Here is a 17,277-nt window from a genome sequence, read left to right on the forward strand (position 1 = left end):
TTGCTAGGATATCAATTTATATAGCCCATCATATAATTTACCATCTGCAATTACACTTCCTTTTTGTATTAAATCAAAAATTTCGGCATTTCTATCCTTCTCATACTTTTTTACCCCTTTATAAAAAGTAATTGATCCGTCTCTGGTATTATCGATAAACCATTTATAATCATCATCATTAAAAAAACTAAAATCCGTTTTATTTATTTGAACCACAATTCTAGAAATCTCTTTTTCCTCACACCTAAATAAATTGATACTTTTTTCAGAAAAGTGCTCTAAATAATTCGTTTTGTTCAAAACATCGTCCCAAACCATATCACTAAACAAATTCAATTCTTGTTCGGCAACTTTAGGTTTATCTTTTTTTATGGCATTCCATTCTTTTACATCAATCTGCTGACTTGCTAAAAACTGAGCAAATTCTTTATGCAATGCTTCAAATTGTTCTCTTGTTAATTGTTTGTACTTCATTCTTAATCATTATTCAATCTAACTAACCTACAAAATTAAAAAAACCGCTCATAAAAATGAGCGGTTTTAACTTTAAGTTGAGTTTGTATTATTTTGCTTCCGCAACTACGTCAAAAGGAAAATCTACAATTACCTCTCTATGTAAACGAATTTTAGCATTATAAGTACCTAATCTTTTTACTAAACCACCAAGTACAGTAATGTATTTTCTATCTATTTCTACACCAGCTTTGTTAATTGCATCAGCAACATCAGCATTACTTACAGAACCAAAAAGCTTATCGCCAGCACCTACTTTTGCAGGTATCTTAATTTCCAGTTCTTGTAATTTTTTAGCTGAAGACTCAGCATCTTTTATAACACTAGCTTCTTTGTAAGCTCTTTGTTTTAATGTTTCAGCTAATACTTTCTTAGCAGAAGGCGTAGCTAACATTGCATATCCTTGTGGAATTAAAAAATTGCGACCATAACCGTTCTTTACAGTTACCACATCGTCTGTAAATCCTAAATTAGCTACGTCTTGTTTTAATATAAGTTCCATAATAGTTCTTAATTTAGATTATTTTAACATATCACCTACATAAGGCAATAATGCCAAATGACGTGCTCTTTTAATTGCTTGCGATACTTTACGTTGGTATTTTAACGAAGTACCTGTTAAACGACGTGGTAAAATTTTACCTTGTTCATTTACCAAATACATTAAAAAATCTGCATCCTTATAATCTATATATTTAATACCGTTTTTCTTAAAACGACAATATTTTACCTTCTGTTTCGTATCAATATCTAACGGTGTTAAATATCTGATTTCGGCTTTGTTTCCGCCTTTTGCTTGTTGTTCTATTGTTGATGACATAACTTAGTTTTTAGCAGCTTTATTACGTTCTTTTCTTTTTACAGCCCATTCAGCAGCATGCTTATCTAACTTAACGGTTAAATAACGCATAATACTATCGTCTCTTCTAAACTCTAGTTCAAAAGGGCTAATAATCTCCCCGGCAACCTTATACTCAAATAAGTGATAAAATCCGGTTTTTTTCTTTTGGATTGGGTATGCTAATTTCTTTAAGCCCCAATCTTCTTTGTGGATCATTTCGGCACCTTTAGAAACCAAGTAGTCGTCAAACTTCTTTACTGTTTCCTTTACCTGAACATCAGATAAAACGGGATTCAAAATGAAAACAGTTTCGTAATGATTCATAATTAATTGTTTTGTGTTTATTTTTAAGCGTGCAAATATACGTATTTTCATTAGAATCAAAAGCTTAAAACAATTAAAAATTAAATAATTTAATTACTTTTGAGAATGACATTTGTACAATCTATGGAAATTCCAGAAATACCCAACTTAATCCATTACGCTATTCCGTTTTTTGCAATTACCTTGTTTATAGAAGTTATTGTTGATGCTCGTGAAAAATCAAATAGCTATGAAACTAAAGATGCCATCACTTCCATTACTATGGGATTGGGAAATGTTTTTTTAGGACTGTTCAGTAAAGTGTTAGTTTTTGCTGCCTTTATATTTATTTACAACAATTTTAGATTATTTACCATTCCGTTTACATGGTGGGCGTGGGTATTAATTTTATTTACCGAGGATTTTTCCTATTATTGGATGCACCGTGTAAGTCATACCAATCGTTTCTTTTGGGCAAGCCACGTGATACACCATTCCTCTCAACGCTATAATTTAAGTACAGCACTAAGACAATCTTGGACAGGCGGATTTATGACCTTTGTTTTTTGGATGTGGTTACCCTTACTCGGGTTTCATCCCGTGATGATCTTAGCTCAAATGTCTATTAGCCTAATTTATCAATATTGGATACATACCGAACTCATTAAAAAAATGCCCAATTGGTTTGAGGCTGTTTTTAATACACCTTCGCACCATAGGGTACACCATGCTACCAATCCACAATATTTGGATAGAAACCATGCTGGAATTTTTATTATTTGGGATAAATTATTTGGTACTTACGAGCCCGAAATTGAAAAACCAATTTACGGATTGGTAAAAAATATCAGCTCCTTTAACCCATTATATGTAGCATTTCACGAATGGATCAGTCTATTTAAAGATGTGTTTACTTCTAAGACTTCGTTAAGAAAGCGAATTAATTACTTAATAAAGCCACCAGGATGGAGGCATGATGATGAAGGTGTTATTTCATCTGATTTGAGGAAGGAGTGGGAAAAATCAAATTCTAAAAGTTAAAATTTGACTTTCTCGATAAAAAAGATAACCTTTGAGTGGATGGTTACACTATCAAACATTATTTATCTTGTAACAAGATAAAATTAGTAAAACAAAAATCATTTATACATGGAAAGAAGACAGTTTATCGGAGTAATAGGTAGCTCAAGCCTATTCATCCTAGCTGGAGGAGTAACTTCGTGCAATACTACAAAAACAGAAGAGTTTGTTTTTTTAGAAGCTGAACAGTTTGCTGAACATGGCGGATGGGATTTAGACCAACAAGTAATGGATCAAATGGGCTCTCCTTATTTACTTGCACATGGCTTGGGTATTCCTGTTAAAGATGCAAAAACTGAAGTAGAATTTCCTTCACCTGGAAAGTATCGTGTTTGGGTTCGCACACGTGATTGGGTAGCTCCGTGGAAAGCTCCTGGTGCACCTGGAAAATTTCAAGTCCTAATAAATGATAAACCCTTAAATGAAACATTTGGCACCAAAGGAGCTGAATGGCATTGGCATAAAGGTGATGTAATTGAAGTGGATAAACAGACAAGTGTTGCCTTGCACGATTTAACCGGATTTGAGGGAAGATGTGATTCCATCCTCTTTTGTAAAGACTTAGATTTTGAACCCACAAATGATATTGAAGCTTTAACTAAATTCAGAAGGAATTTATTAGGGTTAAATGAAGAACCCAAAGATGGGGGTAGTTTTGACTTTGCAGTTATAGGTGGTGGTTTTGCAGGTACATGTGCGGCATTATCGGCTGCACGAAATGGATTAAATGTTGTATTAATACAAGACCGACCTGTATTGGGAGGTAATGGCAGTTCTGAGGTTCGTGTTTGGCCAGAAGGGAAAACAAAACAAGAGCCTTTCCCTCATATAGGAGATATTGTTGAAGAAATAGCTCCCAAATTCGCAGAACCAAAATACGGATCAAGAAATGCAATAAATGGAGCATCATACAACGATGCTTTAAAACTAAAAATAGTAAATGAAGAACCCCGAATAACGTTGTTATTAGAAGAACGTAGCATAAAAACAGAACATGATAATGGAAAAATTAACGCGGTAATCATTCAGAATACTAGAACAGGAATACGAAAACGTATAAAAGCAAATTACTTTGCAGATTGTACTGGAGATGCTGTGATAGGTCATTTAGCTGGTGCTGATTATGAAATTGCCAGTTCAGGAATTATGGGAATGTCTAATTTGTGGAACGTTCTTGATGCTTCAGATAAAGAAGAAGTGCTTAAATGTGAGTGTAAAGACAAGGCGGCTCTTACACTGTCTTGTGAAATTGGAGAAGTTGAACAACCATTTCCTCGCTGTCCTTGGGCAATTGATTTAAGTGATAAACCATTCCCTGGTAGAAAAAATTATAAAGGGCAATGGGGTTCAGAAGATCCTTTAGGTAATTTAGGCGGATGGTTTTGGGAAAGTGGTTTTGATAAAAATCCAATTACCGATATAGAAAAAATAAGAGACCTTAACTTTAGAGCAATGTATGGTGCATGGGACGCATTAAAAAATGTGGACAAACTTTATCCAAATCACCGATTGGGTTGGTGTGCTTTTATTGCAGGGAAACGAGAATCACGAAGACTTTTAGGTGATGTTATACTTGATGCCGACGACTTTAGAGAGCAGAAAGAATATGATGACCCAGCATTTCCTTGTTCTTGGCATATCGACATTCACAATCCACATGAAAGTTTTGATGATGATTTGAAAGGACAAGAATTTATTTCTAAAGCAACTACTGGAAAAGAATATATATATGAAGGTACGTATTGGGCTCCATATAGAACCTTATATAGTAGAAATATAAGCAACTTGTTTATGGCTGGTAGAGATATTAGCGTCACAAAGGAAGGTCTAGGGCCTATCCGTGTAATGCGTACCTGTGGCATGATGGGTGAGGTAGTAGGTAAAGCTGCTTCAATATGTGTTAAACACAAAGCTTCTCCAAGAGAGGTTTATGATAAACATCTCGACAAATTAAAAACACTGATGCATAAACCGGGTAGGGAACGTGTATGAATTGATAACTATTAAATTAAAACTTGATTTTATCAATAAAAAAGATAACCTTGCAATTACTTTTTTTAAAAATCAAAGTGCTATAAATAAAGTTGGAAACCAAATTAGAATGACCAAAAAAAGCACATATAAAGAATTAAAACCTTCATCTGAATTGCAGGAATTTGTTCATTCCTTCTGGATGCACAAAAATAACTCTGATAAATATGTACCTGCAACTATATCTCCTGATAGTTTTTTTAAGATAATTTTTATTGTTAGCAATTCCGAAATTATAAATTATTTTATGACGGGGCTTTGGACAGAACAAAAAGATTTTTCCTTTCCTCCAAATGCAACCGTGTACGGATGTAGATTGAAGCTGTTAGCTCCTGAATTTTTATTGGGAAATGAGATTGCATCTATCCGAAATAAGTTGAAACAACTTAATTTGTCTTACCTAAATATTGAAAATTTTAATCTTTCAGAATTCGAAACCGCAGTAAAACAATGGGAGGTTGAACTACTAAAAACAAAACCTGAAAAAGCGATTCCGGGAAATAAAATAAGGTTGTCTCAATTACTTTACAAAGTAAATGGTGGCATTTCCGTATCTGAAGTTTCCGAACAAATATATTGGGCAAGTCGTCAAATAAACAGGTATCTTAACAAGTACCTTGGGGTATCATTAAAAACTTACCTTAGTATACAAAGGTGTTATGATTCTTACATTCATATAAGAGAGGGAAGGCTTTACCCCGAAAAAAATTATTATGATCAAGCACATTTTATCAGAGAGGTGAAAAAACATACTGGAAAAACTCCTAGAGTTCTAAACGAACTTCAAAACGACCAATTTATACAATTAAAAAATATACAGAAGAAATAGTTTTGTCAAAAAATTATTTCTAATGAAACAATCAATACTTTATTTAGCATTATGTTTTCTTATCATAAGTTGTGGGAAAGAAACCAAAAAAGAACAAACTGAAGAAAAATCTAAATCAGAAACAACCTCAATTAAATCTTCTGAATTTGGTAAAACCAATTATGCCATTGTTTGGAATTGGGCAACAAAAGATACTCAATTGGTGTCTGATAATTCGGTTCAGATATCAAGTGAACTTACAGATTTATGGAAAAAAGACGTAGTAGAAAATATCTATTACAATAGTGAAGGAACTTCTGACAAACTAGCCAATTTCCCTAATATTTCATTCCTCTTAAATGCACAATCCGAACAAGAAGCCAAAACAATTTTAAACAAATTGACGGTAGTGGAAAAAGGGATTGCCAAATATACTGTTCATAAAGTTGGCACCAAATGGTTAGGTAGAAACAAAGAAGCCATAGACAAAAATGGATTAAAAAAATCATGGGCGGCGGTTTGGTCAACACGTGTTGATCATAATTCTGAATCTAGTAAAGAAGAAGTAAGACAAAATGCAAAAGAGCAATCAGATGCGGTTATAAGTCTGTGGAATAAGGGATTGGTAGAGAATGTATATTTTGATATAACCGGCATAGAAAAAAGAAACGATATTACAGATTTTGTGCTTTACGTTAATGCGGACACCGAGCGAGAAGCCCAAGAAATCCTTAACAACCTACCCTTCTCTAAGAAAAATATTGCACACTACCAACTATTTCCTGTTGGTATATTTTGGATGGGTAATGCTACTGAAAATTAATCTATAAATAATCCAACCTTATGAGAATTTTAAAGCAGGAAATCTACTTTCCTATTATTATTTTAATACACTTTCTTTTCTGGGGTATAGACTTATACTTTTATAAAGGTTCATTTATGGAGGTTTCTTCTGATACTTTATTATTTGGAGAAATGAACAACCAATCATGGAAAAACGTTCATCGCATTTTAGGTGAAGTATTTTCGTCCTGGGTTGTCACCGTTTTTGCTTTTAATTTTTTAATGGCAACACGGGCCAAATGGGTTGAAAAAATATTTGGTGGTTTAGATAAAATGTACCTTATCCATAGAAGATCAGGAGTAATCGCTGTAGTATTACTTCTACTCCATTTTATTGTTGTGCCAAGAGATTTAGTTGAATTTAACCCGGGAAAACCATTAGGTTTTTATGCCTTAGTACTTATTTTATTGGGTGTTATTATTTCAGCAGCACCGCCATTAAAAAAGAAAATTCCATATCACAAATGGATAAACATTCATAAACTTATGGGTATTTTCTATGTAATGGCTGTACTTCATGGTTTAATGGTAAAAAGTTTAATAAAAGAATTGCCCATTACACGAATATACGTATTTGGAATGGCATTTTTAGGCGTTGCAGCTTGGTTCTACAGAGCTTTTTTATTCAGGTTTTTTAATAAAAAATTAGAATATGAAATTACCGAAGTAAAAGATAAAAATTTCGGAATTACAGAAATCAGCATGAAACCAATCTCTAAAAGTTTAAATTATTTAGCAGGTCAATTCGCGTTTTTCAATTTTCCTAATATAAGTAAAAAGGAACAACATCCTTTCACGCTAAGCAGTCATCCGTACAGTAAAAATTTGCGAATTACCGTCAAAGGTTTAGGAGATCATACAAACAACCTAAACACAAAACTAAATGTTGGTGAAACTGCATTTGTTGAAGGTCCTTATGGGCATTTTTCATCAAGTTATATCAAAGAAAAAGAACAAATTTGGATTGCCGGTGGAATAGGAATAACGCCATTTCTTTCACTGGCTAAAGATATGTACGCAAATAAAGTAAATTTATTTTGGTGTGTAAATGATACTCATGAAGCGGTTTATGCTGATGAATTACATTCCTTATCAAATGACAATCCCAATTTTAATGTCACTATCTGGCCATCGAAAAAAATGGGACACTTAACCATTGAACAATTAGGGATTTCTGACTTTAAAGACAAAGGCTACCTGATATGTGGACCAAGCAACCTAAAGAAAAGTATGATAAAACAATTAAACAAAAAAGGAGTGGGCAACGAAGCCATTTATGATGAAGAATTTGCATTCAGATAAACAATAACTTTAAAACAAATAAAAAATGACAACATTTAATCCAAAACTACAAGCAGTTATTTCAATCAGAAATTTAGTAAAAGGAATCTCCAGCGAATGGATCCAATTGACAAAAGCCGGTGCTGAAGTTGATAGTTTGGTAGATAACACATTAGAAATAATTTCAACAGTTAATAACGAAGAACTAGCGAATAAATGGGAATTAGAATTAGATCGATATTCCAGAAATGTTAACTCTTTACAAGGCATTATGTCTAAAGTACGCAATAAAATAAAGGCCAAAGACCCTAGTGCATTAACAGAAATATGGAATGACCATAAACAATATGCCACTGCCTTACAAAATAATTTAAACACACTCTATAACCTTGGAATAAAATTTTTACCCGAAACAAAAATATCAGAATGGAATACTGTTTGGGACGACATATTCTCACAGTTCAATGGTGTAAGAGATGTTGCAGGGGGTTGCAGTTTACAATTAGAAATGATCGAAAACTATGCTCCAGATGAGATAGATGAATTAACCGATACTATACTTAAACATATACCAACTAAGTATTCAAGTGAAGAAGCAGCACAATATGAAAAAGAGTACGTGGAAGCCTATGAGCAGTTAAAAAAAGAAGCATCCCAAAAGAAAAATTTATGGGATAAGTTTCTGGATATTTTAGCTGGTGGAAATCAACAAACACCAGCTCAAATGGTCATGATGCAAAGGTGGGTAAATGGTGAAAAAGGAGATTAATAATATTAATTAAAAACGAAAAATAATGAATAAATCAATCAACTTAACTCTGAGTGGAATCTGCTTACTAATAGCAGGGGTATTAATAATAGCTTCTAAAAGTATAGGCGTATCACTAACAAAAATATTAGTTCCACTTTCCTTTATAGCCTGTGGGGTATTTTCATATTTGTTTTCGCAAGCAAATAAACAACATAAAATAGCCTACTCTTATCATTTAATGCAAAGTATTGGTTTAGTACTTTTTGGTCTTTTAATTGCTTTTTCACCAAATTCTTTACAAAGTTTTTTAATGTACATATGCTTTTTTCTTATGCTCTATGGTCTTCTTGAAATATTATTTGGTTTTTCAGCACTTAATACTCGTTTCAAAATAAATTGGAGTATGCTTATCACGAGGTTTATAACAGGTTTTTTAAGTATGATAGGTAGTGTTTATCTTCTTTTAACCATGATGGATGATGAAATAAAAGGGGTGAAAATTGCTGGAGTTTTGACCATTCTAGGAGGCTTATCATTCGTTTGGTTTGCTCAAAAAGTAAAAAATTTACAACAGGAATCTTAAAGCTCTAAATGATGAATGACCTAACCAAAAAATTCAGTACAGGAACAATTATCATCCACTGGCTGACTGCCATATTAATTCTATTATTATTCCCACTCGGCAAATATATGGCAGGACTTAACCCTTCTGAAAAAATGGGAATGATAAAAGTCCATGCTGTCCTTGGGATTGTAGTGTTTGTTCTTACAATAATTAGAAGCTATTTATTCTTTAAATCTCCTCGTCCAAAAGATTTAAAAACAGGATCAAAATTTAATGATAAATTAGCTGTTTGGATACACAATGCCTTTTATTTTTTATTATTTGGAATCGCTATATCAGGAATCGCCACTATGATTTTAGGAGGGTATGGAGAAGCCCTGAGTCAAGGGAATAGTGATTTGATAAAAACACTTGAAGAAATCCCTCCTCTAAAAGGACATGGAGTAATGGCTTTAGTAATGATGATTTTATTGGTTTTACATGTAATTGGTGTGTTAAAACATTACATTTTAACTAAAGAGAATACATTAAAAAGAATCTTTTAGCTTTTTAAATTTTTAAAACTAGATTAAAACAATGTCTACGAAGAAAATACTAGGTTTTGTTCAAGAAGTAGGTACTATTATGTATGTGGGTGGTATACTCTCACATATTGTTATTGGCATATTGTTTACTGAATCAAGCCCAGAAACTACCTATACCGTTTATCAATACAAAGAGCAAAGTGCTTACATATTGATTTTACCCGGACTGGCATTAAAGATTATTTCCGATATCATTTTATACTTCACAAATAAGGTGAAACCCAATTGGCTAAAATGGAAATTTTTAATGATGCTTATTTTATCTATAAATGCATTTGTTTTTTTGGTTCCAATGATGCCAGATTTGGTAAAATTAGCACAAGAGTCTATTTCTAATGGAGTTTTAAGTCAAGAATTTATTGATAAAGAACATACCGAACAACTAGTTGGCCAATCAAATATCATACCCTTACTCGCCGAAATATTCTTAGGTTCCTTTAAACCAAAATTGGGTAAAGAAAGAAGAAGCTAGCCAACCTAATATTACTAATAAAGCAATTAGTGTACTATTCTTCCAATTTATGAAAAAAATAGGCAAATAAATTCCCAAAAAGTAAAATTTGACTTTCTTATAAATTTTAACGACCTTGGGCTAGGTATAAGTTTTCTTATCATACATCACCAAAATTAAACACTATATACCCAATAACATATGTACACTAAAAAAGTTTTTAAAGCTACAGACATGCTTAAATGGACTCGTTATGAGACCATTTTATTTTTTATTATTATTACCGTTATAGTAGGATTATACTATTTTTTTGAGTTAAATTGGTTAAAATTTCCGTGGACACCTTTGGCGTTAATTGGTACCGCTGTTGCTTTTGTAATCGGATTTCAAAATAATTCGGCTTATGGCCGAATTTGGGAAGCAAGAAAAATTTGGGGAGGTATTGTCAATACTTCTAGAACATTCGGTATGTTTTTGCAAGACATGGTAACTAATGAATATGCTTCTGTAAAATTGACAAAGGAAGAATTACATCACGAAATTAAAACATTAACCTATAGGCATATTGCATGGATGACCGCATTACGCCATTCCATGAGAGTTTCACAACCTTGGGAAACAGTAATGCACGAAAAAACCAATAAAGAATGGAGCAAAATGATACATCCTCCGGAATGGGATACAACAATTGAAGAAGATTTAAAACCCTATCTTTCAGAACAAGATATGGAGTACGTTTTAGATAAAAATAATAAGCAAACTGCTTTATTGTATTTGCAATCTCATCATCTTAAGAGGTTAAAAGAGAGTGGAGTTGTTTGGGAATTTTCCTTTTTGCAACTAGAAGGTGTGTTGGAAGAATTATTTACGCTACAAGGTAAATCAGAACGAATTAAAAACTTTCCTTACCCTCGAAGTTTTGCTACTCTTAACCACTATTTTATGTGGATATTTATTTTGCTTTTACCATTGGCAATTGTTCCTCAATTTGCCGAAATTGGTAAAGAAATAGTACAAAACCACCCAATAACTGGAGGTTTATTTGTTTGGCTGTCTATTCCTTTTTATATGGCAGTAGCATGGATTTTTCATACAATGGAAAGAATTGGCAGGACAGGCGAAAATCCATTTGAAGGTTCTGCAAACGATGTTCCAATTTCAACTATTGCAAGGGGAATTGAGATTGATTTACGACAAAATTTAGGTGAATTAAAAGATGAAATCCCCGAACAGTTTCCTGTTATCTATGATACTCAGATGTAAAATTAAACCCTTCAAGAAAAAAGATAATGGTTAAAAGAAATTTTAGTTACGTACTTGTTTTAATACTGAGCACTATAACTTTTTTATCTTGCGAGTCCAGTTCTAATTTAACAAAATCAACAATAACTAGAAATTCAAAAGCTTCCCTAGAGAAACCGTATGTAATATTAATCTCACTTGATGGTTTCCGTTGGGATTATGTTAGCAACTACAAGCCTCCGCACCTCAATAATTTTATAGAAAATGGCGTACAAGCTGCATCGTTAATTTCAGCGTTTCCCTCTAAAACATTTCCAAATCATTATACCATTGCCACAGGAATGTATCCTGATAAGCACGGCATAATTGGCAATTCCTTTTATAGTCACAAAAAGGACAAAATCTATAAATTAGGAAATCGTGAAACGGTTGAAGATGGCTCTTTTTATGGAGGAAATCCCATTTGGATTCAAGCAGACAAAGCTAGCATGGTATCGGCCAGTTATTTCTTTGTGGGTTCAGAAGCCAACATTCAAGGCTTATATCCAACATATTATCATAGATATGATGGAAGCGTTAAAAATGAGGTTCGTGTTGCCGAAGCCCTTAAATGGCTAGATTTACCTGAAAAAGAAAGACCACATATAATTACCATGTATTTTTCCGATATGGATGATGTCGGACATCGTTACGGTCCAAATAACGATACCGAATTAAAAAAAGTATTGTTCGATTTAGACAAAAATCTAGGAACGTTGTTTAAAGGTGTGGCTGCAACAGCATTGCCCGTAAACATTATAATCGTCTCAGATCATGGCATGACAGAACTATCAACCAAAAATTATATTCCTATTGAAGACATTCGAAATGACGACTTATTTACGGCAATAGATAATGGTGCAATTATAAACTTACACCCTAAAGAAGGTGTTAAAACAGAAACTATACTAGAATACTTAAAACCTAAAGAAGATAATTTTAAAGTTTATAAAACCGAAAATACACCAGGTTTTGAATATACTCCCCAAAACCAAGATTGGGGTGCTGTCCAAATACTGCCAGATTATGGATATTATTTTTCGTCGCGTCAACGCATAGACAATATATTAAACAGTCCTGTTAAAACCGTTGGTGTACATGGCTATAACCCTAAACATAAAGACATGGATGGTATATTTTATGCAAACGGCCCCGCTTTCAAGAAAGGGTATGTTACGGCATCCTTAAAAAATATTCATATTTATCCTTTAATCTGTACTATTTTAGGTCTTGAAATCCCCAATAATATTGATGGAGATTTAAATAAAATAAAAAGTGTGCTAAAAACTAATAATTAACAATTACTTGAAACTATTTACGCACATGCAAAAAAGATTGATTCTAGTTCTAACAGTACTTTTTTTTAATCAATATATCTCTTTTGGACAAAGTGAAGAAAAATTGATTGACAAAATAAATACCATTTTGCAAAATGAGATTGACCAAGGTCATATTCCTGGAGCGGTAATCTTTATAAAACAAGGCGACAATGAGCTATACAAAAATGCCTTTGGTTATGCCCATCTGTACAAGTACGGAAACCAACGATTGCAAAAACCTGAAAAAACTACGGTAAATTATTTGTACGATATTGCCTCGTTAACCAAAGTTATTGGTACCACAACCGCAATAATGCTTTTGGTGGACAAGGGTTTAATAACTGCAGATGATAAGGTATCCAACTACATCAAAGCATTTGATACTCCAGAAAAAAAAGACATTACCATCAGGCATTTACTAACACATACTTCAGGACTTTACGAATGGTATCCGTTCTATTATTATTCCGACAATAGAGAAGACACCTATAAAATTATAGGGAAACTTCCTTTAAAATATGTTATTGGTAGTGGCAGACATTATAGTGATTTGGGTTTTATGCTCTTGGGGCAAATTATTGAAACGGTATCCGAACATCCGTTGGATGAATTTATGCAACAGCATATTTTTAAACAGTTGGAAATGGAACATACCCTATTTAATCCGTTGGAAAAGAAAAAAGATTATAAAATTGCCGCTACCTCTCACGGAAATCCCTTTGAAACGCGAATGGTAACCGATGCTTCGCTTGGGTTTAAACCGGACAGTCTTAATCCGACCCAATGGAATGGCTGGCGGCACTATACCCTAAAAGGCGAGGTAAACGACGGAAATACATGGTATGCCAATGAAGGTGTTTCAGGTCATGCAGGTCTGTTTTCTAGCGTTGGCGATTTACAAAAACTTATTGATGTGTTAAAACACAATGGAAAAACACAGTATGGACAATTTATAACCAAAAAAACCATAAACCAATTTTTAACCCAAGATGAATTCAAAAACGGATTGGGTTGGGTAATGAATAACAACAGTGCCATACTAAAAAGTGCACCCAAAGGCAGTTTCGGACATACAGGCTTTACTGGAACTAGCATTGCGGTAGTGCCTAAATACAATATTTCCGTAATTTTATTGATTAATAGGCAGAATATGGGATTGTTAAAAACCAAAAGCTATTATAATTTGAATCCAGTAAGAGAAAAGGTTTTTAGGGCGGTGATGAAGTATTGTGAAACTGAACATTTGGATAAAAGAATCACTAAGTTTGAAGAGGTTCTAGGTAAAACAAATAGTAAAACTCTAACCTTTTTAGTGCGTGATTTTGAGAATAATTATTTGAAAAGCAATTACCCAAATTCTTCAATCCAAGAAGCATATAAAGAATACCTGTCCGATATTAAACAAGGAAACTCAAATTATGCTCACAACACCACTAAAGAGGCTCAAGTAAAATTCAAAAATAGTCAATTAAGAAAAGACCTTTATTATGTCCCAGATTCTATATGGATTGAAGGAGATGTAGTAAAAGAAAAAGTTTTGTTTTGGAATAATGTAGACAAACCCTATTACAGTGTTAACGAAAGTTATATTATGAAAACAAGAATGCATTTAACAAATGATTCCATTATAAAATATCGACTTAAAAATTTAAATAGATTTAGAATATATGGAAAATATATGAATGCACTAAGGGCTATCAAAAATAAAGACCAAATGGTTAAACATTATGTGCAAGATAAAGAAGCGTTTGGTTTTATTTCCCATAAAATATTGGCAGAATGGTTTTTAGAATTAAAACTTGATTATAATGATTATATATATAAACGGATCATTATTTTGGAATTTGCTTATTAGATTTCATTTGATTTTAACATTGCTTATCAATTACGATATCCAATGTTAAGTTCTAAATAGCTTATTCAAATTAAACCATATTGTTCAAAACCAATTCATAATACAAGCGAAGAAGATAATGCTAAAATCTAAGGCTATAAAGATAAAATATTGTAATTTTCCTATCGATACACCAAGACTTCAATTTGATACAACTTCTTTTGATAAAATCTGAACTAACTTCTTTTAGCGTGCCTTACATACCAATTGTTTACAGAAATAAAATAGGAGTCAAAATGTTTGTTATTAATATAGTGCTGTTCTTATTTTTGAGTATACAAGGACTAATAGCTCAAGATACTTGGGCTAAAGTTTTACCTGGTATCGGTTCGTTTTCTTCACCCAGAATTACCGATTTGAATAACGACAAGGTTGGTGACATTATTCTTGGTGCGGGTCGTAAAGAATTTCAAGCCTGTGATTCTGCCGTGGTTGCTCTTGATGGCAAAACAGGCGAACTGTTATGGAAAGTTACTGCAAAAGATCAAATTTTTGGGTCAGCTGCACTTCACGATATTACCAACGATGGAGTTTTAGATGTATTAATAAATGGGCGTTCCGCGGAACTGATTGCCATTAATGGACAAACAGGAAAGGTAATATGGCGGTTTGTTAAACCCAAAGGTGAAGAAAAAAAATGGTTCAATTTTTACAATCCACAATTTATTGCAGATCAAAATAACGACGGACAAAAAGATATTTTGATTTCCAACGGAGGCGATGTACTTGCCGAACCAAACGACCCCAACAGACCGACTGGACATTTGGTAATTTTAAATAGTAAAACAGGAGCGGTTATCAGTAAGGCACCAATGCCCGATGGTGGCGAAACCTATATGTCTGTTTCTGTGCTTCCACACAAATCTGAAACCTTTAAAAATGTAATATTTGGAACTGGAGGCGAAACCATCGGAGGAAACCTTTATGTAGCCTCAATAGCTGAAATTAAATCTGGTGATCTATCTAAATCCGTTAAACTAGCAACTAGTGAAAAGAAAGGGTTTGTTGGTCCTGGTGCTTGGGTAGATATTAATGAAGATGGCCATCACGACATTGTTGCCAATTCGGTAAATGGGCGATTATTAGCATTTGACGGTATTACACATGAATCCATTTGGACGGTTACCGTAACTGATACAGAAGCCTATGGATCTGTTGCCATAGGTTATTTTAATGGAGATAACATTCCCGATTTTTTTGTTTCGTATGCTCAAGGCGTTTGGCCAGAACTGGGGTGGTCTAAACAGATAATGGTAAACGGTAAAAATGGAAAAATAGAGTTTGAAGATACCTTGGGTTTTTATCAAATGAGCTCTCCAGTAGCTATAGATTTAACTGGAGATGGAAAAGATGAAGCCCTATTGCCAATGAACTATCAAGTGAAAAACGAATATCATATGAAATTTTTTCATAATAATATTATGGCAATAGAATTTACCGAAAAAGTAACCGCCCCACTAGATTTGCAATACGAAGGCAATAACCTATCGTCAACTCCTTGGATTGGTGACTTAGACGGTAACGGTTTTCTAGATATTGTTTACCTACACGGTACTAACGTAAAAAAGACCTATACCTTCGATGGCATACGAATAAACAGGATTGACACCAAATTTCCAGTAACAGGAAAAATTCGATGGGGTTCTTATATGGGTAGTGATTATAATGGGGTGTTTACGAAGTAAATAAAACTTGACTTTCTTAATTTTTTTAACGACCTTCGATTAACATTATATATAAATCATTAAAACGAATTCATATACATTCGTTAGTGCCAATAATAGATAAAATTCAAAATCAGAGATAATGACACAACAATCAGAGATTACTCTTAACCAAAGAATATAAGAACTTCCAATCTTTGTAAGAAATTAATCTATTAAAATAAACAGAAATCATGAGTAAAATAGTATTTATCACAGGAGCAAGCTCGGGAATTGGTTATGCCACAGCAGCGTATTTATTAGGCAAAGGCTTTAAAGTGTATGCGGGAGCCAGAAGAGTAGAAAAAATGAAGCCCTTAGAAGAAAAAGGTGCAACCATTTTTGAATTGGACGTGAGAAAACAAGAAAGTATTGACCAAGCATTTAATACCATTATGGAGAATGAAGGGCACATTGATGTCGTTTTTGCCAATGCAGGTTATGGTGTGCAAGGCTGTTTCGAAACAGTGGATATTGAAGATGCTAAAGCAGAATTTGAAACCAACGTATTTGGGCTAGCACGTACTTTTAAAACCGTATTACCACAGATGCGAAAGCAAAAATCTGGTAAACTAATCGCCTGTTCTTCTATTGTGGGTACGGTCTCTGTACCAGGAATGCCATGGTATCCTGCATCAAAACATGCCGTAGAAGGTTTGTGCGATGGTTTAAGAATGGAGGTAAAAGATTTTGGAATTGATGTGGTAAAAATTCAACCTGGGTATATCAAAACAGAATTTGCTGATATTGCTTTTACCTATTTAGATAAAGCCATTGCCTCTGACCCAGATGGTGCTTATCACGAAAATATGGAGAATTTTAAGTATAATTTTGACAAAGCATTAAATGAATCTGGAGCAGACCCAATAACGATTGCCAAAGCGGTTTATGATGCCATTGAAAGCAAAAAACCAAAAAGAGCTTATCGAGTAAATAGCGATGCCAAGCAAACTCACCTCTTGCATTCTACTTTTGGAGATGCAGCTATTGATAAAATTATGCCGATGATGTTTTTCAAAAAACATTAAA

General features: G+C 33.4%; 18 protein-coding genes. 14 read left to right on the forward strand and 4 right to left on the reverse strand.

All coding sequences use genetic code 11. The features are described 5' to 3' along the window. Positions 1–3: 3 nt before the first annotated feature. The 4 genes from U5A88_RS08315 to rpsF form a co-directional block, all read right to left on the reverse strand. Complete coding sequence (locus U5A88_RS08315) at positions 4–474, reverse strand: DUF6495 family protein (protein ID WP_354205470.1); 471 nt, start codon at positions 472–474, stop codon at positions 4–6. An 88-nt stretch (positions 475–562) separates the two neighbouring features. Next, positions 563–1,015 (reverse strand): 50S ribosomal protein L9, encoded by a 453-nt coding sequence (gene rplI / locus U5A88_RS08320; protein WP_354205472.1) that lies wholly within the window; start codon positions 1,013–1,015, stop codon positions 563–565. Positions 1,016–1,033: 18 nt separating this feature from the next. Next, positions 1,034–1,333 carry a 30S ribosomal protein S18 gene (gene rpsR, locus U5A88_RS08325; protein ID WP_354205473.1) on the reverse strand — a complete coding sequence of 100 codons (300 nt, stop codon included), beginning with the start codon at positions 1,331–1,333 and terminating at the stop codon, positions 1,034–1,036. Positions 1,334–1,336: 3 nt separating this feature from the next. Beyond that, positions 1,337–1,678 carry a 30S ribosomal protein S6 gene (rpsF, locus tag U5A88_RS08330; protein WP_354205475.1) on the reverse strand — a complete coding sequence of 114 codons (342 nt, stop codon included), beginning with the start codon at positions 1,676–1,678 and terminating at the stop codon, positions 1,337–1,339. A gap of 105 nt (positions 1,679–1,783) precedes the next feature. Here rpsF and U5A88_RS08335 point away from each other — a divergent pair, with 105 nt between their 5' ends. From U5A88_RS08335 to U5A88_RS08400, 14 genes are all read left to right on the forward strand, one after another. Further along, positions 1,784–2,698 (forward strand): sterol desaturase family protein, encoded by a 915-nt coding sequence (locus U5A88_RS08335; protein WP_354205477.1) that lies wholly within the window; start codon positions 1,784–1,786, stop codon positions 2,696–2,698. Between the two features lie 108 nt (positions 2,699–2,806). Further along, positions 2,807–4,729: an FAD-dependent oxidoreductase gene (locus U5A88_RS08340; RefSeq protein ID WP_354205478.1), complete on the forward strand. Its 1,923-nt coding sequence runs from the start codon at positions 2,807–2,809 to the stop codon at positions 4,727–4,729. A gap of 109 nt (positions 4,730–4,838) precedes the next feature. Further along, positions 4,839–5,597, forward strand: a complete 759-nt coding sequence (locus U5A88_RS08345; protein WP_354205480.1) for an AraC family transcriptional regulator — start codon at positions 4,839–4,841, stop codon at positions 5,595–5,597. A 22-nt stretch (positions 5,598–5,619) separates the two neighbouring features. After that, positions 5,620–6,399, forward strand: a complete 780-nt coding sequence (locus U5A88_RS08350; protein WP_354205481.1) for a hypothetical protein — start codon at positions 5,620–5,622, stop codon at positions 6,397–6,399. 20 nt (positions 6,400–6,419) lie between these two features. Continuing rightward, on the forward strand, positions 6,420–7,721 hold the full coding sequence (locus U5A88_RS08355; RefSeq protein ID WP_354205483.1) for a ferredoxin reductase family protein: 1,302 nt from the start codon (positions 6,420–6,422) through the stop codon (positions 7,719–7,721). Positions 7,722–7,746: 25 nt separating this feature from the next. Continuing rightward, a complete protein-coding gene (locus U5A88_RS08360) occupies positions 7,747–8,469 on the forward strand; it encodes a hypothetical protein (RefSeq protein ID WP_354205484.1) in 723 nt (240 codons plus the stop codon). A 25-nt stretch (positions 8,470–8,494) separates the two neighbouring features. Next, a complete protein-coding gene (locus tag U5A88_RS08365; protein WP_354205486.1) occupies positions 8,495–9,034 on the forward strand; it encodes a hypothetical protein in 540 nt (179 codons plus the stop codon). An 8-nt stretch (positions 9,035–9,042) separates the two neighbouring features. After that, on the forward strand, positions 9,043–9,561 hold the full coding sequence (locus U5A88_RS08370) for a cytochrome b (RefSeq protein WP_354205488.1): 519 nt from the start codon (positions 9,043–9,045) through the stop codon (positions 9,559–9,561). 31 nt (positions 9,562–9,592) lie between these two features. Beyond that, complete coding sequence (locus U5A88_RS08375) at positions 9,593–10,072, forward strand: enoyl-CoA hydratase (RefSeq protein ID WP_354205490.1); 480 nt, start codon at positions 9,593–9,595, stop codon at positions 10,070–10,072. Positions 10,073–10,252: 180 nt separating this feature from the next. Next, positions 10,253–11,314 carry a bestrophin family protein gene (locus U5A88_RS08380; RefSeq protein WP_354205491.1) on the forward strand — a complete coding sequence of 354 codons (1,062 nt, stop codon included), beginning with the start codon at positions 10,253–10,255 and terminating at the stop codon, positions 11,312–11,314. A gap of 26 nt (positions 11,315–11,340) precedes the next feature. Next, entirely contained in the window at positions 11,341–12,630 is a 1,290-nt protein-coding gene (locus tag U5A88_RS08385) for an alkaline phosphatase family protein (protein ID WP_354205493.1), read from the forward strand. A 25-nt stretch (positions 12,631–12,655) separates the two neighbouring features. Further along, positions 12,656–14,506: a serine hydrolase domain-containing protein gene (locus tag U5A88_RS08390; RefSeq protein ID WP_354205494.1), complete on the forward strand. Its 1,851-nt coding sequence runs from the start codon at positions 12,656–12,658 to the stop codon at positions 14,504–14,506. Positions 14,507–14,781: 275 nt separating this feature from the next. After that, entirely contained in the window at positions 14,782–16,230 is a 1,449-nt protein-coding gene (locus U5A88_RS08395) for an outer membrane protein assembly factor BamB family protein (protein ID WP_354205496.1), read from the forward strand. Positions 16,231–16,442: 212 nt separating this feature from the next. Further along, a complete protein-coding gene (locus tag U5A88_RS08400) occupies positions 16,443–17,276 on the forward strand; it encodes an SDR family NAD(P)-dependent oxidoreductase (protein WP_354205498.1) in 834 nt (277 codons plus the stop codon). The last annotated feature ends 1 nt before the right edge of the window (position 17,277 follow it).

The sequence above is a fragment of the Aureibaculum sp. 2308TA14-22 genome, assembly GCF_040538665.1.
Taxonomy (GTDB): Bacteria; Bacteroidota; Bacteroidia; order Flavobacteriales; family Flavobacteriaceae; genus Aureibaculum.